Genomic DNA, 23379 nt, shown 5'->3' on the forward strand with positions numbered 1-23379 from the left:
AAATAAGGACGCGATTCATCTCACGCTTATTTGAGAAAATAAAGCTTGAGGCTTCTCGCGGTTAAGCTAAGTTGTAACCAATTATTGAAATAAGCTATCAGTTTTCATCGAGGATCTAATCTAATTAGTTGTCCTGATGAGCGATCGGTGAGAATATAGATTAAACCATCAGGACCTGTACGTACATCTCTAACTCTTTGATTGATGGGAATCTGTTCTTGATTAATAACATTACCTGAGTCGTCTAACTCGATTCTGTGGACACTTTGAGAAACTAATCCACCTGCGAGTAAATTTCCTGACCAATTAGCAAAGCGATCGCCATAGTAAACCGTTAATCCTGAAGGGGCGATCGCAGGAGTCCAAACCTCCCGAGGATCGATCATCCCTGGTAAAGATTGATGAGCAGAAACAGGCTCACCTGTGCTATATTCTAAACTATGAGAAACTTCTGGCCAACCGTAATTCTCTCCAGGTTTAAGTAAATTTAATTCATCTCCTCCCCTTGAACCATGTTCAGTTGACCAAATCCGATTATTAACTGAATCAAAGGCTATCCCTTGAATGTTACGATGACCATAACTCCAAATCAGTGGATTTACTCCTGATTCTCCCACAAAGGGATTATCACTAGGAATTGAACCGTCATCATTGATACGTATCACCTTTCCTAGATAACTCTGTAAATTTTGTGCTTGTTCTCTAATCAGTTGTCCTTCTAATTGTAGGGGGGGATTACCTCCATCTCCAATGGTTACTAACATCGTTTCATCGGGTAACCATAAGATTCGAGAACCAAAATGTTGACCACCTGTTTTAGGTTGATCAACCGCAAAAATAGTCTCTAGGTTTTCTATTTCTACTCCATTAAATACACCCCTAGCGACTTTTGTCTGATTGGTTGTTTCTGTACCATCAGCATAGGTAAGATAAATATAACCATTTTCAGCAAAACGGGGATGAACTGCAACATCTAATAATCCTCCTTGTCCTAATGCTAGAACTCGGGGAACTCCTGAAATAGGATCTAGATCTAATTGACCATCTCTAACTATTCTTAATCTTCCTGGACGTTCAGTAATTAGTATCTCTCCAGTTGGTAACCAATCCATCCCCCAGGGATGTTCTAAACCCTCTATTAAGGTAACTTGAGTAAAGTTTTCACTAGCTGAATAACTCCCAAAAGTTATCACTATTAATAAAGTAGTTAAAGTAATAAGTATCCCGCGCCAAATTACAGCAATTTTCATATAATCTCCTTAACTAGATAAACTTAATCGAGAACCTTCACTGGTTTTATAGACTTCAATATGGTTTTGAAACGCTTCTTTAAACTGCTGCATATGAGTAACGGTTAAGATACAAGCAAATTCAGAAGCAATAGCATTAATAGCTGCAATTAAACGATCACAACCATCTTGATCTTGTGTCCCAAAACCTTCGTCAATTACTAATAATTGTAACGATGTTCCCGATCTTTGTGTTAATAATTTTGACAAGGCTAAACGAATAGCAAAGTTAATCCGAAATGCTTCCCCACCAGAGTAGGTTTCATAGGGTCTTTTTCCTCGACTATCATGAATGTTGATATCTAGGGTTTCGTTGATTTTATCTGAAGTTCTATTGGTTTTCTGGGTGACAAATTCTACGTGTAATTGATTACTGGTTAATTTAGCTAATATTTGATTAGTTTGTGCTTCTAAATAAGGTATAATATTCTCGATCATTAGCGATTGTATCCCTTTTTTGCCAAAAGCTATTATTAATTCATCGTAAATTCTTTGTTGCTTCTGTAGAGTTTTTAGTTTTTCTCGTTTTTCTATCTGCTCTTGTTCTGCTATAGTTATCTGGTTTTGTTTTTCGGTTAAACTTCCTTTTTCTGTTAAGAAATGATTGAGATGTTTATGTTTATTATCTTTTTCTTTGTCAAGATGATTGATTGGTTCTGTTGTGTCTTCAATAGCGTTTATTTGCGTCTGTAAATCGGTTAATTCTTGTTGGAAAGATACTAATTTTTCCTGATGTTCTTTTTGTCTTTGGGTAATTTCTGCTAAATCGGTTTGTTTTTGAGGATATTTGGCTTGAGCTTGCTGTAATTGTTGATACAATAACTCCCATTGGTCAGCTTTGTCTATAGCTTCGACTATTTGATTATATTCAACGGGATTATAGTTTAATTCTGTAACTTTTGTTAGTAATTCTTCTAATTGTTGCTGCAATGGTGAATCAATAACTAAAGTATTTATCTCTCTTTCTATTGCTGCTAATTGTGCTAATATTTGAGGTCTTAATTGTTCTATTTCTTGTTGTTTCTTTTGTGCTCTTTCAATGTCTGCTTGTTTTTTTTCTACCCAGCCCAATCCTCGTTCTTTTTCCCTGATTAAACTATGGGTTTTCTCGTCATAATTTAGTTTGGCTAATTGTTGTTCTATTTCTGTTAATTCTACAAACAACGATTCCCCATAGGTTTTATCTTCTAGGGATTGTTCAATTAGTTCTATTTTAGTTAATACTTGCTTTCTTTCTTGATAACGTTTATTTTGAATGTCTAATTCATTTTCTAGTTGATAATATTTTTGTTCTAAGGAACTCGACTCAATTAAGTCTTGTTCAAGAGTAGTTAATTCTTTATTGAAATTATCTCTTTCTCTTTGTGATTGGACGATTTGTTCTTGAATTGACCAATATTCTGTTTCTATTTTCTCTGTTTCTTGTGCTGTTTTGTTGATAACTTGATGAAGATGATGTTCTCCTAAATTTTGTTCACAGAGAGGACAAATAGCTTCGCTGTGTTGGAGAGAATCTTGTTTTTGACTAAGTTTTTCTAACTCTTTTTTTAAGGTTTCCTGACGTTCTTTTAATCTGACTTCTCGATTACTTTGTTCTTGAATTTTCTGTTTGATCCATTCTAAACGAGTCCGTTTTTTCTGGAGTATCTCTAATTGTTCTTCTATTTGCTCTAATTGGGCTAACTGTTGTGTTTTTTTAGCTAATTCCTCACTTAATTTAGTGACTGTTTGTTGTAACTGAGTTAAACTTGCTTCTAATTGGGCTTTTTCTCTTTCTATTTGGATCTGAAGATGATCTTTTCTTTGTTTTAAGGGGACAACTTCTTGTTGTAAATTATCTAATTCTCTCAATCGTTGACGATAATGTTGTAATTCTTGTACCTGTTGAGTGATTGAGTCTAGATTGCTGAGTATTTGTTTAATTTCTTGTTCTTCTTGATTCAGATTATCTAAGTTAGTTCGCAGTTTTTGTGCGTTTAATTCTAACTGATGACGTTGTTGTTGAATTTGTTGTTCAAGTTGTTGTTTTTGTTGTTGGAGACGTTGATGTTGTTGAGATTTATCTCTGAGATTGCGTTCTTGGGTTTTAAGGTTAAGTAATTCCTGATAGTTAGTAGTAATGGTTGATTCTTGTTGCAGGAGGTTTTCTAATTCTGTAAGTTGTTTAAGGGTATTTTGATATTCTTTAGTGAGGCGATCGCTTTGTTGCTGACTATCTCTGAAGACTTGTTGTTTAATTTTTAATTCGTCTAACAAACGTTGTCTGGTGTGTTTTTTTTCTTTCAGTAAGTCTAATTGCTGTTGAATTTGACTAATAGTTAATTGAGTTTCTTCTATCTCCGTGGTAATTGATTCTATTCTGTGTAAAATATCGGGTTTAGTAGCTATTTTTTGTTTTATTTGCTCTAATTCAGCTGCGATTCTCTCTCTCTCTTGTTTATATTGGTTGGCTTTGTTTTTAGCTTTTTCTTCTAATTCTTCGTATTGTTCTAATTTCAGGAGATTAGCTAATACTTCTTTACGTTTACCAGGTCTAAGTAACATAAACTCATCAGCTCGACCTTGACGTAGATAAGCAGAATTAATAAAAGTATCATAATCTAATTTAATATGTTTATTAATTTCCTCTTGACCTGCTGTTATACCTTTTTTAGTAATGGGGCTAAAACCTTTAGGTGTATAAATTTGGAATTGTAAATCACTCCGACTCCCTCGTTGACGAGTGCGAATAACTCGATAAGTATTTTCGGCAAAACTAAACTCAAAATCAACTCTAACCTCAGTCGCACCTGTATGAATCACATCATCGTTACTTCCTGCGCGGGTTTTACCCCAAATCGCCCAGGTAATCGCCTCCAATAGAGATGACTTACCCGCACCATTGACACCACAGATACAAGCGGTATGTAAACCGCGAAAATCAAGAGTAGCTTGTTGATAACTGAGAAAGTTTTTGAGGGTTAATTGTCGAGGAATCATAAGGAATAAGGAATTAGTACTTATGAACTACTATAACATTCTCTCCAAGAATAACAACCAAAAAGAGTACAAAAACGATTATAATTAAGTTTTGGATTTAGCAAAAGTCCAAGTCTTTGGAAGTTCGACAACCCGAAAATGAAGCAACGACAAGAAAGACGATTTGACTACGTTAAAATAGGATTAGCCTCCCCAGAAAGGATCAGACAGTGGGGAGAAAGAACATTACCCAATGGGATTGTAGTAGGTGAGGTCACTACTCCAGAAACGATTAACTATCGTACCCTTAAACCAGAAATGGATGGGTTATTCTGTGAGAAAATTTTTGGACCATCCAAAGATTGGGAGTGCTGGTGTGGTAAATATAAGCGGGTAAGACACAAAGGGATTGTGTGTGAACGCTGTGGAGTAGAGGTAACCGAATCGCGGGTACGTCGTCATCGTATGGGCTATATAAAACTAGCTGCTCCTGTGACTCACGTCTGGTATCTCAAAGGGATTCCTAGTTATCTAAGTATCTTACTAGATATGCCACTCAGGGATGTAGAGCAGATAGTTTATTTCAACTCTTATGTAGTTTTAGATCCTGGTAATGCTGATAATTTAACGGCTAAACAATTATTGACAGAGGATCAATGGCAAGAAATTGAAGAGCAAATTTATGCTGAAGATTCTACTCTAGAAGGTATAGAGGTTGGTATTGGAGCAGAAGCGATACAACAATTATTAGCAGAAATTGATCTAGAGTCAGAAGCAGAAAAACTGCGGGAAGAAATTATTGATAGTAAAGGTCAGAAAAAAGCAAAATTAATTAAAAGACTCAGGGTAATTGATAATTTTATCGCTACTGGTTCTTTACCTGAATGGATGGTACTATCAGTGATTCCTGTGATTCCTCCTGATTTGCGTCCCATGGTACAACTCGATGGTGGACGTTTTGCTACTTCTGATTTAAATGATCTCTATCGTCGGGTAATTAATCGTAATAACCGTTTAGCTCGTCTCCAAGAAATTCTTGCTCCTGAAATTATCGTCCGTAATGAAAAACGGATGCTTCAAGAGTCTGTAGATGCGTTAATCGATAACGGAAGAAGGGGAAGAACCGTTGTTGGGGCTAATAATCGTCCTCTGAAATCTCTCTCAGATATTATCGAGGGTAAACAAGGTCGTTTCCGTCAAAACCTCTTAGGTAAAAGGGTTGACTATTCGGGACGTTCGGTTATCGTAGTAGGTCCTAAACTGAAAATCTATCAGTGTGGTTTACCTAGAGAGATGGCGATCGAGTTATTCCAACCTTTTGTCATTCATCGTCTAATTCGCTTGAATGAGGTTAATAACATCAAAGCGGCGAAAAAGATGATTCAACGCAATGATCCTAAAATTTGGACGGTTTTAGAGCAGGTAATTACTGGTCACCCTGTTTTACTCAATCGTGCTCCTACTCTACACCGTTTAGGTATCCAAGCTTTTGAACCTATTTTAGTAAATGGTCGTGCGATTCAGCTACACCCTCTAGTCTGTCCACCTTTTAACGCGGATTTTGACGGTGACCAAATGGCGGTACACGTACCCCTATCTCTAGAATCTCAAGCAGAAGCGCGTCTGTTGATGATGGCTTGTCATAACATTCTTTCTCCTGCAACGGGACGTCCGATTATTGCTCCTTCTCAAGATATGGTCTTGGGTTGTTATTATTTAACCGCGGAAAATCCTAAAGCCGTTAAGGGTGAAGGTCGCTATTTTGCTAATCTTGAAGATGGGATTAAAGCCTATGAACAGGGGGTTTTAGATTTACATACCTACATCTGGGTAAGATATGACGACGAGGTGCAAACTGATAAGCCTGATAATGAAGTACTCCAAACGGAAACTCTAGAAGATGGAACGGTTTGGAAACATTACCGTTTACGTAAGGTTAGGGAAACTGCTGACGGGGAGACGATCGCTCAGTATATCAAGACTACCCCAGGTCGGATTATCTATAATAAAACTATCTTGGATGCTCTTGTTTTCTAGAATCTAACATCCTCCCCACCCTTCTCTGAATCAGGGAAGGGTTCGGAGTTTTTGCAGTCAAAAAACCGAGCGATCGCTCAAAAAAAGAACTTTTCCTCAACCAAAGTTAGCATATATAGCAGTAGCCACCGAGTCACCGAGACAGTAGCCAGGAGGCAAACGATTACTAAGTATAGGTTTCACGATTGTAGAATGTCAAACACCATAGCGCGTACTGCTATAAATACTGGTGCAATATCCAAGTAATAACGCAATTATGTTTAATCGCATTGTAAGTTTTATTCTCACTATCGTAATTACCTTTACTCTAGTTTTAAGTTTACATAACTCAACTCAAGCACAAATACTACCAGTCAACCCAGGAAATGGCAATAATCAAGAGAAAGTATCTAGTTTACCTTGGTGGAGTTTGAATCGTTCTTTTGTTTGTGGTAGATTTTGGTGTAGCAATATTTATATATATAATGTTAATAATTTTAGTCCAGAATTAACCCTCGCTGTACCTTTTACTAGAGATGAATCTACCTTACAAGCACAACTAGAGGTTGAATCTAGATCTCAATTGGTGCAAAAGACTTTTAGTCAAGTTTTGTCTAATCTACTTCAATCACAGTCTCGTCGTGACCTGATTATACCTGAAAGCAACTGGCGATTTTGGTTACCTAATTTCCCTAAACCTGAACATCCTTTCACACCTCAAGTCGAAATAGGATTACAGAATAATCAAACAGTTATTTTTGTCCCCACACAACCAGAATTAAGTCTCACTCAACAAGATTTAGTTACCGTTACAGACATAGACGCTCGCGCTAATGGTAAATCTATCGAAGAATTAGCCTCTGTTTGGCGTAATAATCTCCGCTATTCTATGAGTCAAAGACTATGGGGATATACCTTTAATGCTAATTATCCTGGAATACGTCTAGTTATGCTTTTGGCGATCGCTGTTGTCGCTATTTTAATCATTTGCTTAATTACTTATCTCAAAAGTATCCTCAAAAATTGGGAGAAAATTCTCAAAAAAGAGCAAGATAAATTAACCAACTTTTTAACTAAAAATTATGAAAATCTGCAACAAAAAACTTCAGAATTGATGGTCTATAATACTCCTGATGTTTTATTTAAAAAACAAAGTAAAATTATCCAAACCAGAAATATTATTCAATTATTTTTAAGGATTTTATTTTGGATACAATTTAGTATCTTATTATTGAGTTTATCCTTGATGACTATCGTTTTTGCTGACTCGAGATTTTTCTATAGATTATTCCTAGGACAAGCGATATTTCTACCAGCTTTATGGGCGTTAATTAGCTTAGGAGATAAAGCCTTGGCTATGATTATTCAATATTATTTAAATCAATGGGCTATGATAGCTCAAAAATATAACCCTCTGTCTAATCGTTATACTCTCAGAGTTAAAACCTATTCTAGAGCCTTAAAAAGTGCTACTGGATTTTTATTGAATTTCTTAGGACTTTATCTAACTACAATATTTTTAGGTATAGATTTAAGCTTCTATGCTAGCGCAGGTGCAGTAGCAGTAGTATTAGCTTTTCTTTCTCGGAACTTAATCGAAAGTATGCTCAGTGGAGCATTAATTTTATGGTATGATTCTTACGCAGTAGGCGATATTATCGAGATAGAAGGCAACACAGGAGTTGTCGAAGACATTAATCTATACGCTACCTCTTTAAGAAATTTAAGTGGCGAATTAATTGTTATTCCTAATCGCAGTATTAATATTTTAATAAACAAAACCAAAGATTGGTCAAGAGTTGACTTTACTATTGAAATTAATTATGATGCAGACAGTGAAAAAGCTATGGCGATTTTAGAACAAGTCGCCGAAGAATTGCGCCAAGAACCACAATGGCGTGAGCGAATATTAGAGTCTCCTGAAATCTTAGGTGTTGATGGTCTTTCTCATCAAGGAATAATCATTAGGTTATTAATTAAAACCGCTCCCAAAGAACAATGGAACGTAGAAAGAGAATTTCGTTTACGGGTTAAACAAGCTTTTGATGAGGCTAATATTAATGTCGGTGTTCCCCAATATAAAATAGTCCAAAATATTGCTAAGGAAATGGGGAAGAGGGAATAATATCGAATGAAAAATAAAATGCTAAAAATGAGTTAGGTATTAGGTGTTAGGTGTTCCCTTCTGTTATATTTTTAGCTTTCTTTTATCCCATTTGATATAGCGCTACGTGCAAGGCACTCATGCACTCTCGCACTCTTGCAAGAGTAGATTAGCACTCGGTTTCATAACTTGAAAATGTCCTAAGCACAACGCGTACTGCTATAATTAATGTACTATATTGACAAACAAAAAAAACACTGTACAGTGTAAAAGTCAAATAAATACAATTTATTACAAAAATGAATAAAAAGACTTGGCTCAATAGCTTGATTCTCGGTTGTTTGATTTCGGCTAGCGCCAATGTAGCTCAAGCAGCGACTTTAACTGCTACTCCCACTCCTACTAATGATTTCTTTTCTTCTTTTACAATAGAATTTGATGACGCAAACAATAACGGGATTCTTGATAGCAATGAAATATCATTACCTTTAGGACAGCCCGATTTTAGTGGTGTGACTACTACTAGTTCGATCTTTTACACTCAGGTAACTGAAATTGCTAATATAACAGGAATAACGCAAGGATTTAGTTTCGATGTCTGGGTTTTTCCAAACCCTAATGGTATTGGTTCGTCTGTTCAACAGGCAAGCTTGTGGAATTACGAAATAACAGGTGATAATATTATACCCGAACCGTTAACTATTCTTGGTACTGGTTTAGTAGCAGGATTTTTACCTTTGTTAAAGAGACAAAAAAAATCATAAATTAATTTCTTTCCTAGGGGGCGCTCATGAAAAGCGCCCTAATTGATCTAAAATAATTTCTATGGTGCATTAAAGTATCAGTTGACCAAATTTGGCTTAACTGGTTCAATAGTACTTAAAAAACAACCATGGAAAAAGCCCTAGGTACAGTTATACAAGGTTCATTAAGTCAAGGTTTAGAAGTAAGATTAAATCCCGATATATCTGTAGAAGATATGCGAGTTGGTAAATTTTTAGTAGTTCAAGGGGTACGTTCTCGCTTTTTTTGTCTTCTTACTGATGTTTGTTTGGGTACATCTAATCCTCGTATTAACGCTAATCCACCTAGTCCTAATGATACCTTGTTACAACAAATTTTAGCAGGGAGTGGCACTTATGGCACGATCGAACTCTCCCCGATGTTAATGTTAACCCTTCAAGATCAAACAGACAAATCATTTCAGCAGAAAACACCAACAGATACTAGTTTAGCTTCTTTTACTCCTCACACCAATACTAATCTACAATTAATGCCAGTTAAAACGATTCCTAGTCATTTTAGTCAAGTTTATGACGCTAGTGAACAAGATTTTCGCCTCGTTTTTGGTTGGGAAGATGATCCGATTCATTGTAACTTTGCTATTGGTCAACCTTTAGATATGGATGTTCCCGTCTGTCTAGACTTAGAACGCTTTGTCGAACGTAGTAATGGTGTATTTGGTAAATCAGGTACGGGTAAATCTTTTTTGACTCGCTTATTGATTTCGGGAATTATTCGTAAACAAGCAGCAGTAAATCTGATGTTTGATATGCACTCAGAATACGGTTGGGAAGCAATTAACGAAGGTAAACAATTTAGTACAGTAAAAGGATTGCGTCAACTATTTCCAGGAGAAGTAGAAATCTATACCCTAGATCCTGATTCTACTAAACGTCGTGGGGTAAAAGATGCACAAGAATTATTTCTCAGTTTGGATCAAATTGAAATCGAAGATATTCGTTTAGTTGGTTATGAGTTGGGAATATCTGAAGCGAGTTTAGATAACGCTAATATCCTCGAGGCCGAATTTGGCAAATCCTGGATTAATCAATTATTGAATATGACTAATGAAGATATCCAGATGTTTTGTCTAGAAAAGCAAGGTCATAAAGGCTCTATAATGGCTTTGCAGCGTAAGTTAACTCGTCTGACTAATCTTAAATATCTGCGTTCCGTTTGTCCCCACAATTATATTAAACGTATCCTAGAGTCTCTCGACGCGGGTAAACACGTGGTTATCGAATTCGGATCTCAGTCTAATATGTTATCCTATATGTTAGCAACTAACATGATCACGCGTAGGATTCATAAAGCTTATGTCGAAAAAGCTGAAAAATTCCTACAGTCCAAAAAAGTAAGCGATCGCCCTAGACAATTGGTGATTACTATCGAAGAAGCCCACCGCTTTTTAGACTCTAGTATTGTACATCAAACTATCTTCGGGACGATCGCCCGAGAAATGCGCAAATATTTTGTTACCCTGCTAATTGTCGATCAACGCCCTTCAGGTATCGATAATGAAGTCATGTCTCAAGTTGGTACGCGTATAACCTGTTTACTTAACGATGATAAAGACATTGACGCTATCTTTACAGGTGTCTCTGGTGGTCAAAATCTGCGTTCTGTTTTAGCTAAACTAGACTCTAAACAACAAGCCTTAATCTTAGGTCACGCTGTACCTATGCCAGTAGTTGTCAGAACTAGACCCTATGATCAACAATTTTACAGCGAAATTGGCGAAGTAGCATGGCAAGAACTATCTGATCAAGAAGTTTTTGTAGCTGCTCAAAATGCTCTCAATGACTTAGAGTTTTAGTAATTATCTCACCTCTGATTACGGTTATCTCTATAGACTTCACTCAAATCTTAAGTCATTATAGTAATAACAGGTATAGAGAAAAATTTTAGTTAAGTTAGTTATCATTCATTGAACTTTTTTCGAGTTGCCGACGTCTATTAATGTAGATAACATCTACTAAGCAAGAATAAAGTCATGACGACTTCGTTTTTATAGTAACTTGCATATCTATAGAGTTAGTTAGAACTAGGCAAACAACCATCTCAAGAGGAGTCAACAAGAGAGCAATGCCCACTGCCAAAGACACAACAACCACAAATAAACCATTATTCTCGGCAGATATGGTTCGTACTTATCTCCACGAGATTGGTAGAGTACCCTTGCTTACCCCAGAACAAGAGATAAACTATGGGAAGCAAGTGCAAAAAATGATGAGTTTATTAGAAATAAAACAAGAACTCCAGAAAAAACAAGCTAGAGAAATAAGCTTAGAAGAATGGGCAGAAAAAGCCCAAATGGAAGTAAAAGAGCTAGAAAAAGCTCTCGAAAAAGGAGAAAGAGCTAAGCGTAAGATGATTGAAGCCAATCTACGCCTAGTGGTAGCGATCGCCAAGAAATACCAAAAACGAAACATGGAATTTTTAGATCTAATCCAAGAAGGAAGTCTCGGGTTAGAAAGAGGAGTAGAGAAATTTGATCCCACCAAAGGGTTTAAATTTTCCACCTACGCTTACTGGTGGATACGTCAAGCGATTACCAGAGCGATCGCCCAACAAGGTCGTACGATTCGACTACCAATTCATATTACCGAAAAACTCAATAAAATCAAGCGAACTCAACGAGAATTATCACAAAGATTAGGACGCAATCCTACTCCAAGTGAAATCGCCGAGGAATTAGAACTAGAGCCTTCCCAAATTCGGGAATACTTAAGTGTAGCTCGTCAACCCATTTCTCTAGACGTAAGAGTAGGAGACAATCAAGATACCGAACTATCGGAATTATTAGAAGATCAAAGCGCATCTCCAGATCAATTTATCACCCAAGAGTTATTACGCCAAGACTTAAGGGATTTGCTAGACGAACTAACCCCCCAACAAAAAGCCGTAATTAGTTTGCGCTTCGGGTTAGAAGACGGTAAAGAATTATCCTTAGCCAAAATTGGTAAAAAACTCGAACTCAGTCGCGAGAGAGTGCGCCAACTAGAGCATCAAGCCCTAGCTCATCTACGAAAACGTCGTGAGAATATACAAGAATACATAGTAGCTAGTTAGAACTTATGATCCCCGTAGGCTAAAAACGGGGATTCAAATTTTAGCTAAGTCAATCAGAGCGAGCAACATACGTTAAAATCAAGGAAATCCTTGAGCAAGAGTGATCATCAATGTCAGAAAAAATGCCCTTGGAGCAGATACCAATTACAGACGATTTAGACAAATTATTAGAAATATTACCTAATGTAATAGCAGAAAACCTTAAACAACACCCTCAAAAAAATGAACTAGTAGAAGTAGTCATGGACTTAGGAAGACTACCAGAAGCTCGTTTTCCAAGAGGGAGTATCGATCTTAGCAATCAACCCATAACCAAAGAAGACTTAGCACAATCAATAGCCAAAGTAGGTTATTTTAGTGGCGATAATCGAGCAGGAATCGAAAGAACCTTACATCGAATTAGCGCCATGCGCAACCGCAGTGGCGAAATAATCGGTTTAACTTGTCGAATTGGGCGTGCTATTTTCGGGACGATCGCCATGATTCGGGAATTAGTAGAAAGTGAAAAATCAATCCTCTTATTAGGACGTCCTGGAGTAGGTAAAACTACAGCTCTCAGAGAAATAGCCCGAGTCTTAGCCGATGACTTACACAAAAGAGTAGTAATTATCGACACATCCAACGAAATAGCAGGAGATGGAGATATACCCCATCCCGCCATCGGTCGCGCTCGTCGTATGCAGGTATCACGACCAGAACTACAGCATCAAGTCATGATTGAAGCAGTAGAAAACCATACACCAGAAGTAATCATTATCGACGAAATTGGGACAGAATTAGAAGCCCTAGCCGCTCGCACCATCGCTGAAAGAGGAGTACAATTAGTAGGAACAGCTCACGGTAACCGTTTAGAAAATTTAATCAAAAACCCCACCCTATCAGACTTAGTAGGAGGGATTCAAACAGTTACCCTAGGAGATGATGAAGCCCGACGCCGTAACTCACAGAAAACCGTTTTAGAGCGTAAAGCTCCCCCAACCTTCGCGATCGCCATAGAAATGATCGAAAAACAACGCTGGGTAGTACATCAAGACGTAGCCCAAACCGTAGATGCCTTATTAAGAGGTTATTCTATCCCTGTAGAAGTGAGAACAGTTGACTCATTCGGAGAGATCCAAATCAGTCAAGAAACACCGCGGGAACCTACAGAAATCACTCCTGTGCAAACCAACTTAAGAGCAATCCCCCTAAAACCCACAGGGTGGAGAGCATCAGGGCGAATGATACCCCTTCCTAACCAGAATGAGCAAAACTTCGATACTTTGATTGAACAATCCTGGCAACAAAAAGAACCAGAAACAGATAAAATACGTGTACCAGGACCTAGTGGTGAAGATTGGCCCATTTATCTCTATCCCTATGGGATCGCTCGTTCTCAACTAGAGCAAATCATTGATATACTCAACCTACCCATAGTTTTAACTAAAGACTTTGAAAGCGCAGACGCCGTTTTAGCCTTGCGTTCCCAGATTAAAAATAACAATAAACTGCGTCAGATGGCAAAAAGTTTTCAAATACCTATCTATGGGGTTAAATCTAACAGTATTCCTCAAATTAGTTACGGTTTAAAACAACTACTTAATCAAGACGACTCACCAACAGCAGAAACCATAGAGCTGAGTATCCTTGCTCAAGGAGGGAATGACGACGAAATCGAAGCACTAGAAGAAGCTAGATTAGCTGTAGAACAGATTGTAATTCCACGTAAGCAAGCGGTAGAATTACTGCCACGTTCAGCTAAAGTACGTAAAATGCAGCATGAACTAGTAGAACATTACAGGTTACAGTCAGACAGCTTAGGAGAAGAACCTAACCGCCGTTTACGTATTTACCCAGCCTAAACTAAATTAGCAATAATCGCCAAAATTTGATAGCCTAGGCTAATAGCTTTGGGAATGGAAAAAAGACAGTGGATATAATAATAGGTCGGGGTAAAACCGCTAGAAGAGCATATGGAATTGATGAAATCGCCCTCGCCCCGGGGGCGGGTACTCTAGATCCAAGTTTAGCAAATACAACCTGGCAACTAGGCAACATCACTAGAGAAATTCCGATTATCGCTAGCGCTATGGATAGCGTAGTTGACGTGAAAATGGCAGCAAAACTATCCCAATTAGGAGCACTAGGAGTTCTAAACCTAGAAGGGATACAAACTCGTTACACAGATCCCGAACCGATTTTAGAGAAGATCGTTTCTGTGGGTAAAACCGAGTTCGTAGAACTAATGCAGGAACTCTACGCAGAACCAATTAAAGAAGAGTTAATTACACAAAGAATCACAGAAATAAAAGATAATGGCGGTATTGCAGCAGTTAGTTTGACTCCTGCAGGAGCGCAAAAATTTGCCGCAACCATTAAAACAGCAGCACCAGACTTAGTCTTCCTTCAAGCTACCGTAGTCTCAACAGCTCATTTAGCGCCAGATACCTTTATACCTCTAGACTTAACAGAATTCTGTCAGTCAATGCCAATGCCTGTAATCATAGGTAACTGTGTAACCTATGAAGTAGCCCTAAATCTCATGGAAGCAGGAGCAGCAGGAATTTTAGTGGGTATAGGACCAGGTGCAGCTTGTACCTCTAGAGGCGTTCTGGGGATCGGTGTTCCTCAAGCAACGGCGATCGCCGACTGTGCAGCAGCTAGAGATAAATTTGCTCACAATACAGGCAAATACGTACCCATCATCGCCGATGGAGGTATTATCACAGGTGGTGATATCTGTAAATGTATCGCCTGTGGAGCAGATGCAGTGATGATTGGTTCTCCCATCGCTAGAGCTAAAGAAGCACCAGGAAGAGAATATCATTGGGGAATGGCAACACCTAGCCCCGTCTTACCCCGAGGAACTCGCATTAACGTCGGGACAACAGGAACAATCAACGAAATCTTAGTCGGTCCTGCTAGACTAGATGACGGAACTCATAATCTTTTGGGTGCTCTTAAAACCAGTATGGGAACACTAGGGGCTAAAAACCTGAAAGAAATGCAACAAGTAGAAGTAGTTATCGCTCCTTCTCTATTAACCGAAGGTAAAGTCTATCAAAAAGCCCAACAATTGGGTATGGGTAAATAACCTCTAAAACCTATGACCATGCCTTCTCTAGGCATGGTAAAATTTAAATAGTTCTATTTAGTCACATAACTAATGCCAACCGCCAGCGAAAACTCAGAAAATCAAGTTAAACTACCTCGAACAAGTGAATCAGAGTTACTCAAAAAAATTCGCCATACTAGCTCCCACGTCATGGCTATGGCGGTGCAGAAGTTGTTCCCTAAAGCCCAAGTAACCATCGGTCCATGGACAGAAATGGGCTTTTACTACGATTTTGACCTACCCGAACCCCTCACTGAAGCGGATCTCAAAGCCATTAAGAAAGAAATGGTCAAGATCATTAATCAAAAATTACCCGTAATTAGAGAAGAAGTATCTCGCACAGAAGCACAAAAACGGATACAAGACATTAACGAACCCTATAAATTAGAAATCCTCGATAGTATTCAAGAACCAATTACTATCTATCATCTAGGTGATAAGTGGTGGGATTTATGCGCAGGACCACACCTAGAAAATACCAGCGAGTTAAACCCCAAAGCTATAGACTTAGAAAGCGTCGCAGGAGCATATTGGCGCGGTGATTCTACTAAAGCTCAACTACAAAGAGTCTATGGAACAGCTTGGGAAACTAGCGAACAATTAGCAGAATATAAACGTCGTAAAGAAGAAGCGCTCAAACGCGACCACCGTAAATTAGGCAAAGAATTAGGTTTATTTATCTTCGCTGACCCCGTCGGACCTGGACTACCTCTGTGGACTCCTAAAGGGACAATACTGCGATCGCTCCTTGAAGACTTCCTCAAACAAGAACAACTTAAACGCGGTTATCTACCCGTTATTACTCCCCATATCGCTAGAGTGGATCTCTTCAAAACCTCGGGACATTGGCAAAAATATAAAGAAGATATGTTCCCCATGATGGCAGAATCCCCAGAAGAGGCAGAATTAGAGCAGGGTTTTGTCTTAAAACCGATGAATTGTCCCTTTCACATTCAAATCTATAAAAGCGAGTTACGCTCCTATCGCGAGTTACCTATGCGTCTAGCTGAATTTGGGACGGTTTATCGTTATGAACAATCAGGAGAATTAGGAGGATTAACCAGAGTACGCGGTTTTACCGTGGATGACTCCCATTTGTTTGTTAACCCTACTCAATTAGATACCGAGTTTCTCAGTGTGGTAGATTTAATCCTTCACGTCTTTAAGAGTTTACAACTGCGCAACTTCAAGGCTAGACTCAGTTTCCGCGATCCCGAATCAGATAAATATATCGGCTCTGCTGAAGTCTGGTCTAAAGCTGAAAGCGCAATACGTAGAGCAGTGCAAACTCTCGGTATGGACTATTTTGAAGCACCAGGAGAAGCAGCTTTCTATGGTCCAAAACTAGACTTTATCTTCTCTGATGCACTAGAAAGAGAATGGCAACTCGGTACAGTACAGGTAGATTATAATCTACCCGAACGCTTCGATTTAGAATATATCAACGAATCAGGTCACCGAGAACGCCCTGTGATGATTCATCGCGCACCCTTTGGTTCTTTAGAACGCTTAATTGGTATCCTAATTGAAGAATACTCGGGAGATTTTCCTCTGTGGTTAGCCCCAGTACAAATTAGACTCCTTCCTGTTAGTGATGAACACTGGGATTACGTTAACAATATCACTACTAAAATGCTCAGTCTTGGTATCCGCGCTGAAGCTGATACTAGTCGCGAACGTCTCGGTAAACAAATTCGTAACGCCGAAAAACAGAAAATACCCATTATGGCTGTAGTGGGTACACAAGAAGTAGAAAGTAATAGTCTTAATATTCGTACCCGCGCATCGGGAGAATTAGGCGCAATCCCCGTCAATACCCTGATTGAACGTCTCCAAGAAGCGATCGCTACTAAACAATCTTTATGAATTCCCAAATGATGGTCAGATTGTTACAGGAAAAAGGGAGCAAACTTTGCTCCCCTACATATCCTAAAATTAAACCAAACAAGCGGCTAAATCCTCATCAGGAGTAGTGATCGCTTTGAGGTTATATTTCTCACTAAGTAATTTAAACACGTTAGGAGAAATAAAAGCGGGTAAAGTAGGACCTAGACGAATATCTTGGATACCTAAATATAACAGAGATAATAACACCGCTACTGCTTTCTGTTCATACCAAGATAAAATCATCGACAAAGGTAATTGATTCACATCAACCTCAAAAGCTTTAGCTAATTCAATAGCGATTTGAATAGCTGAATAAGCATCATTACATTGTCCCACATCCATTAAACGAGGTAAATTACCAATAGTACCTAAATCCTGATCAAAGAAACGGAACTTACCACAAGCTAAAGTTAACACCACACAATCTTGAGGTACTTTTTCCACAAACTCTGTATAATAATTCCGTTCTGGTTTAGCACCATCACAACCACCCACTAGGAAAATATGACGGAGTTTACCTTGTTTAATCGCGTCAATTACTTGATCTCCTACGCTTAAAACCGCGTTACGACCAAAACCAACCATCACTTGACGTGGTGCTTCATCTTCTCTGAAACCATCCATGGTGAGACTAATAGCGATCGCCCTACTATAATCTATTTTTCCTGTTTCATCTGCAGCTAGATAATTAATCCCACCATAACCCACAGGACCTATGGTAAACAATTTTTCCTCATAAATCTCTTGAGGTGGCATTAAACAGTTAGTAGTTACTATAACAGCACCTGGGAATCTGGCAAATTCTTTGGTCTGATTTTGCCAAGCTGTACCATAATGACCATAGAAATGGGGATATTTTTCTTTCAGACGAGGATAACCGTGAGCGGGTAATAACTCTCCATGAGTATAGACATTAATACCTTTTCCTGCGGTTTGAGCCAGAATCTCTGCTAGTTGTCTAATATCATGTCCTGAAACTAGTATGGCTTTACCTTGTTTAGCATGCAAAGGAACAGTAGTTGGGGTAGGATGTCCATAGGTTTGAGTATGTCCTGCGTCTAGTAATTCCATGGCTTTAAGATTATACTTACCTATCTCTAAAGCTAGATTTACCCAATCTGCTAATTCCCAAGTATGATTATCAAAACTAGTTAGGGTTCTTTGAATAAAATTATAAACTTCTTCGTCTTGTTGTCCTAATTCTTGAGCGTGAAAATTATAAGATGCTAACCCTTTAAGTCCATAAAGTACGGTTAACTTTAAAGAAAATATGTCATTATTGCCTATATTTTCACTAATAAAGCTTAAAGCAACATCTTGACCTTGCTCTACTAAACTAGCATTAAAATCTGGTTGATAGCGCGCAATTTTGGGGAAAAGAAAATTTTCTCCTGTTAGGTTATGAATCTGGGTTTTCAATCCTTCTCGATAACTCAGACATTGACGAATATATTGAGTAAATCGTTTTTGGTCAAAATTAACGTTAGTCATCGTCGCGAAAATCGTCTCACAGGTAAAGACATCAATATCATGAGTATCGATATTTAATTCTTTAGCTTTAAGAACTACATAAGCTAACCCACGTAAACAATAAATCGTCAAATCCTGTACAGCATTGACTTGAGGACTTTTACCACAAGCACCCCATTGATGACATCCATTACCACTAGCTGTTTGTTCGCATTGTTCACAAAACATAATCTGACTCCATTTCCTCTGTTGGTTTATCTATGATCACTGTAGAGGATGTCAGTTATTTAAAGCTTTGACTTAAGTCAAAATTAGGGATTCAGTCAAAAAATGTTAAATCTAGAAGAATTTTTAAGTAACACCAAACTATTTAAGGATCTACCCCCACAACAATATCAAGCTTTAGCCAAAATTGCCCAGAAACAGACCTATACTAAAGGACAAGTCATTTTTTGGCAAGGTGAAGAGGGAGAAGGTTTTTTTATTGTCGTCACAGGTAAGGTAAAAATATTTCAAACCTCTTTAGAGGGAAAAGAACAGATTTTAAACTTTTTTAGAGAAGGGGAACATTTTGCTGAAGTTCCCGCTTTTGATGGTGGTTGTTATCCAGTTTCTGCAGCAACTCTAGAGGATACAGAATTACTTTTTTTCTCTAGAAAAGATTTTATTACGGTAATTGAACAACATCCTACTTTAGCACTTAATATTCTGGTGGTTTTTGCTAAACATCTACGTAAATTAGTTGGTTTAATCGAAAATGTTTCTCTTAGAGAAGTTCCCCAACGACTCGCAGTTTATCTGTTGAGTTTAAGTGAACGTCAAGGCAATAAAACTACCGTAGAATTGGATTTAACTAAAGGACAATTAGCCGCCATGATTGGTACGATTCCAGAGACTCTCTCTCGTGGTTTTACTAAATTATCCCAAGAAGGCTTGATTCAAGTTAATGGATTACAAATTACTTTGTTAGATATAAAAAAGCTACAGGAAAAAGCGGGAATTTTTGCTGATATTAATTAAGAAAAAAATACCTATAGCAATTACCATAGGTATCAGATCAATTATTCAGCTAAATTTTTACTGGTAAAAGCGTCTAAAGAATAAGCAGGAACACGATTAGAGTAGTCTGTAGATTGTCCTGTTACTATTTTGGCGATCGCTTCAAAGCCCTTGGAATTTAAATTACGGTTGTGGATGGGTTTACTTTGTTCACCGCGGAAGTAAGCTTGTGTACCAATTACCGCAGCAGCTACCCAGCCTACTAATAATACTGCAATTAACATAATCATAGTGGTTGTCATATATTTATTTTCCTTTTTTACTTTCTTATTAACTAATGTAACAAGTTTATTAAGATTTGTCAAGTTTACTTTACAAAATTATTTAAATAGGGTAAAAATAACCCTCAATCTGAGTCAATAGAGAAGCTATAGCGCTACGCGCAAGGCAAGAGGCAAAAGTAGATTAGCACTCTTGTTTCATAACTTTAAAATGTCCTAACCACAACGCGTACTGCTGCTATACCTCTTGCCTGAGACTTTAATCTAGAGAACTCAGAGGAGCGATAATAGTCAAAGCTTGAGGAAGACAACGAAAGTGTACCGAACTTGTCTCGATAATTTCTCCATCGATAACTAGATTTTGAGGAGTATTGGTGGTAATTGTTAGTGATTTAGTCCGCACATAGATTAAATCTTCTCGATTACTAGGTTTTCCTGCCAAAGCAGAAGTAAACAGAGAAGCAACGGTATTTAAACCTTGTAAAAAAGTCTTACTCGTAGCGATCGTCACTTCTAGTAAACCATCATCGGGAATAACTTCACCAAAACCTTGAGCTAAAACAGAGGTAGGAGGAGCTACATTAGCTATAGTAATAGCCGTAATTTCTAGATCTTGTACTTCATCGTCTATTTCTACAGTAGCTGTAAAGGGTTGCTGTTCCGTTAATTGTTGTACTCCCGCTAAGATATAAGCCAAACTGCCAAAACGGTTTTTTAACTCTCGGTTAGCTTTGTTAACCATTTCCGCTTCAAAACCCAATCCAGCTAAAAGAATCATGGGAATATCGTTACATAAGGCTGCGTCTATAACATGAGTATTCCCTGCGATGATATTATCACAAGCACCTCTGAGGTTAGTAGGGATATCTAAAGCTACCGCAAAAGCATTAGCTGTACCACGGGGAATTATCCCTAAAGGAATATCAGTACCAATTAAAGCACTAGCCACAGCAGAAACCGTACCATCGCCACCAGAAGCGATAATCAGACTATGGTTTTCTTGATTTTGAGCTTTAATTCCTTGAATAGCTGCTGAGACTTGTTCACAAGGATCTAGATCTGCTTGAGTATAAATAACATTAACTAAGATTTGCGGTTCAAGAAAAGAGCGAATTAGGGTTAAGTCTTGATTGGGGTTACCATTTCCTGCGACTGGGTTAAAAATCAGATAAGCAAAACGACTCTGACTAAAACCTCTAATCATTAAATCTGCTGAAGCTTCATTAATTGCTAAGGGGATATCATATTCTTGACAAGCTTGTAAAAGCATATGAAAATTGGGATAGTCTAACCAAAGAGTTTCAGGCTCACAGAAAAAAAACACCCCGCTGATATCTTGTTGCAGAATTTGTTTAATAATCCCGAGTTGGGTATCACAGCTAATTTGTTTATTGATGCGTTTGCTGATTTGCTCAGTTGTCACTAAATCAAAACCACTGAGAATAGTTTTATGTTTCTCTATCCAAGCTTTCAGACTATCTATTTGATCAAGATGAGATAATAAAGCTAGTTTTCTAGACATAAATTTAAGGTATATTATTAAAGTTGGTCAAAAGGAGTCTGAAGTTATGGAAGGAGGCGCGAGGGTTGGTCAAGCAGCTCCTGAATTTCGTGCGACAGGAGTAATCAATCAAGAATTTAAAGATATTAAACTATCTGACTATTTAGGTAAATACCTTATTTTGTTATTCTATCCACTTAATTTTACCTTTGTTTGTCCCACAGAAATTATCGCTTTTAGCGATCGCTATCAAGAATTTGCTGATTTAGACACAGAGATTTTAGGAATATCAGTAGATAGTGAATTTTCACACCTAGCGTGGATTCAAACCGATCCTAGAGAGGGAGGAATTGGAGATATCACTTATCCTTTGGTTTCAGATATCAAAAAAGAAATCAGTAATAGTTATGATATCCTTGATCCAGAAGCAGGAGTAGCTTTACGAGCTTTATTTATTATTGATAAAAAAGGGATTATCCAACACATAACCATCAACAATCTCTCTTTTGGACGTAGTGTTGAAGAGACCTTAAGAACGCTTAAAGCCATTCAACACGTACAAAGTTGTCCTAACGAAGTATGTCCCGTAGATTGGGAAGAAGGCAATCAAACCATCATAGCAGATCCTGACAAAGCCAAGCTATTTTTTGCTCAAGCCAACTTAGCAAATTCCTAATGCTATGCTAAAGATAGTTTACCTGATTGAGCTATCATGACAGAAGCAAGAAAACAAGTCTGTATAATCGGTGGAGGGTTTGGAGGGTTATATACAGCCCTACGTTTAGATGAACTATCCTGGGAAAATATAGGTAAACCCCAAATAACTTTGATAGATAAAAACGATCGCTTTTTATTTAGTCCCTTACTTTACGAACTCTTAAGCGGGGAAATGCAAGCTTGGGAAATAGCCCCTAATTATAGCGAATTATTAAAAGATACAGAAGTACAATTTAGTCAAACCTCGGTTAAAAGTCTTGATATCGGGCAAAAACAGCTTAAACTAGATGACGACACAGAATTACACTGCGATCGCCTAGTTATCGCTACAGGAGGAAATACCCCTCTAGATTTTGTACCTGGTGCAGCAACATACGCTATCCCCTTTCGTACTCTAGAAGACGCCTATTTACTCGCCGAAAGACTCAAAAGTCTGGAGCAATCCTCAACTAATTATATTCGTATTGCCATCGTCGGTGGTGGTTATAGTGGAGTAGAATTAGCTTGTAAACTAGCAGATAGACTAGGAGAAAGAGGACGTATTCGCATTGTCGAACGTGGAGATAATATACTGCGCAATTCCCCAGAATTTAACCGAGAAACAGCGAAAAAAGCCCTAGAAGCTAGAAAAGTCTGGTTAGATTTAGAAACGGAAATTCAACGTATAGAAGCAGATAACCTTACCCTAGTTTATAAAAATCAAATAGATACCATACCAGTAGATCTAGTTTTATGGACAGTAGGTACAAAAGTATCACCTTTTATCCAACAATTACCACTTCCACATGATAACTATGGTTATTTAAAGACTAACTCCTATTTACAAGTGGAGGGAGAATCCCATCTCTATGCTCTCGGAGATGTAGCCACCAGTCAAGATGCTACAGGTCAACAAATACCCAAAACCGCCCAAGCAGCTATACAACAAGCCGATTATTGCGCCTGGAATATTTGGGCTAGTTTAACCGGACGCCCTTTATTACCTTTTCGCTATCAACCCCTAGGGGAAATGATGACTCTCGGTGTAGATAACGCTACCCTTAGTGGTTTAGGTCTAAAATTAGAAGGTATCCCTGCTCATCTAATTAGACGTCTAATTTATCTCTATCGCTTACCTACCCGTAAACATCAACTCAATGTCGGTTTAAATTGGTTAGCACAACCCCTATTACAATTCTTGCAGCAAGAGGAGGGTGTTCAAATTTAAT

16 protein-coding genes are annotated in these 23379 nt (G+C 38.0%); 11 read left to right on the forward strand and 5 right to left on the reverse strand.

The features are described 5' to 3' along the window. Window positions 1–104: 104 nt before the first annotated feature. A complete protein-coding gene (locus EA365_15070) occupies window positions 105–1250 on the reverse strand; it encodes a PQQ-dependent sugar dehydrogenase (protein ID TVQ42450.1) in 1146 nt (381 codons plus the stop codon). Window positions 1251–1259: 9 nt separating this feature from the next. After that, a complete protein-coding gene (locus EA365_15075; protein ID TVQ42451.1) occupies window positions 1260–4268 on the reverse strand; it encodes an ATP-binding cassette family protein in 3009 nt (1002 codons plus the stop codon). 138 nt (window positions 4269–4406) lie between these two features. Between EA365_15075 and EA365_15080 the strand changes: the two genes are divergently transcribed. The 8 genes from EA365_15080 to EA365_15115 all read left to right on the forward strand — a co-directional run bounded on the left by EA365_15080 (window position 4407) and on the right by EA365_15115 (window position 17182). After that, a complete protein-coding gene (locus EA365_15080; GenBank protein TVQ42452.1) occupies window positions 4407–6284 on the forward strand; it encodes a DNA-directed RNA polymerase subunit gamma in 1878 nt (625 codons plus the stop codon). A gap of 256 nt (window positions 6285–6540) precedes the next feature. Next, window positions 6541–8388 carry a mechanosensitive ion channel family protein gene (locus tag EA365_15085; GenBank protein TVQ42453.1) on the forward strand — a complete coding sequence of 616 codons (1848 nt, stop codon included), beginning with the start codon at window positions 6541–6543 and terminating at the stop codon, window positions 8386–8388. Window positions 8389–8666: 278 nt separating this feature from the next. After that, on the forward strand, window positions 8667–9131 hold the full coding sequence (locus EA365_15090; GenBank protein TVQ42454.1) for a PEP-CTERM sorting domain-containing protein: 465 nt from the start codon (window positions 8667–8669) through the stop codon (window positions 9129–9131). A 128-nt stretch (window positions 9132–9259) separates the two neighbouring features. Continuing rightward, complete coding sequence (locus tag EA365_15095) at window positions 9260–10966, forward strand: DUF87 domain-containing protein (GenBank protein ID TVQ42455.1); 1707 nt, start codon at window positions 9260–9262, stop codon at window positions 10964–10966. A 269-nt stretch (window positions 10967–11235) separates the two neighbouring features. Then, window positions 11236–12222: an RNA polymerase sigma factor, RpoD/SigA family gene (locus EA365_15100; GenBank protein ID TVQ42456.1), complete on the forward strand. Its 987-nt coding sequence runs from the start codon at window positions 11236–11238 to the stop codon at window positions 12220–12222. A gap of 110 nt (window positions 12223–12332) precedes the next feature. After that, entirely contained in the window at window positions 12333–14063 is a 1731-nt protein-coding gene (locus EA365_15105; protein ID TVQ42457.1) for an AAA family ATPase, read from the forward strand. Window positions 14064–14131: 68 nt separating this feature from the next. After that, entirely contained in the window at window positions 14132–15295 is a 1164-nt protein-coding gene (locus tag EA365_15110; GenBank protein TVQ42458.1) for a GuaB3 family IMP dehydrogenase-related protein, read from the forward strand. Between the two features lie 72 nt (window positions 15296–15367). Next, complete coding sequence (locus EA365_15115; protein ID TVQ42459.1) at window positions 15368–17182, forward strand: threonine--tRNA ligase; 1815 nt, start codon at window positions 15368–15370, stop codon at window positions 17180–17182. Between the two features lie 69 nt (window positions 17183–17251). Here the strand turns inward: EA365_15115 and EA365_15120 are convergent, their stop codons facing one another. Beyond that, window positions 17252–18901 carry a hydroxylamine reductase gene (locus tag EA365_15120; protein TVQ42460.1) on the reverse strand — a complete coding sequence of 550 codons (1650 nt, stop codon included), beginning with the start codon at window positions 18899–18901 and terminating at the stop codon, window positions 17252–17254. 102 nt (window positions 18902–19003) lie between these two features. Between EA365_15120 and EA365_15125 the strand changes: the two genes are divergently transcribed. Beyond that, window positions 19004–19693 carry a Crp/Fnr family transcriptional regulator gene (locus EA365_15125; GenBank protein ID TVQ42461.1) on the forward strand — a complete coding sequence of 230 codons (690 nt, stop codon included), beginning with the start codon at window positions 19004–19006 and terminating at the stop codon, window positions 19691–19693. A 41-nt stretch (window positions 19694–19734) separates the two neighbouring features. On the opposite strand, the gene EA365_15130 is transcribed toward EA365_15125, so the two are convergent. Together EA365_15130 and EA365_15135 are read right to left on the reverse strand one after the other, a co-directional pair. Then, window positions 19735–19962, reverse strand: coding sequence for a hypothetical protein (locus EA365_15130; protein TVQ42476.1), 228 nt, complete (start codon window positions 19960–19962; stop codon window positions 19735–19737). 250 nt (window positions 19963–20212) lie between these two features. Beyond that, window positions 20213–21475 carry a YegS/Rv2252/BmrU family lipid kinase gene (locus tag EA365_15135; GenBank protein ID TVQ42462.1) on the reverse strand — a complete coding sequence of 421 codons (1263 nt, stop codon included), beginning with the start codon at window positions 21473–21475 and terminating at the stop codon, window positions 20213–20215. A 46-nt stretch (window positions 21476–21521) separates the two neighbouring features. Between EA365_15135 and EA365_15140 the strand changes: the two genes are divergently transcribed. Continuing rightward, entirely contained in the window at window positions 21522–22130 is a 609-nt protein-coding gene (locus EA365_15140; protein TVQ42463.1) for a peroxiredoxin, read from the forward strand. A 36-nt stretch (window positions 22131–22166) separates the two neighbouring features. Continuing rightward, entirely contained in the window at window positions 22167–23378 is a 1212-nt protein-coding gene (locus EA365_15145; protein ID TVQ42464.1) for an NAD(P)/FAD-dependent oxidoreductase, read from the forward strand. The last annotated feature ends 1 nt before the right edge of the window (window position 23379 follow it).

The organism is Gloeocapsa sp. DLM2.Bin57 (assembly GCA_007693955.1).
In the GTDB taxonomy this organism is placed as follows: Bacteria; Cyanobacteriota; Cyanobacteriia; order Cyanobacteriales; family Gloeocapsaceae; genus Gloeocapsa.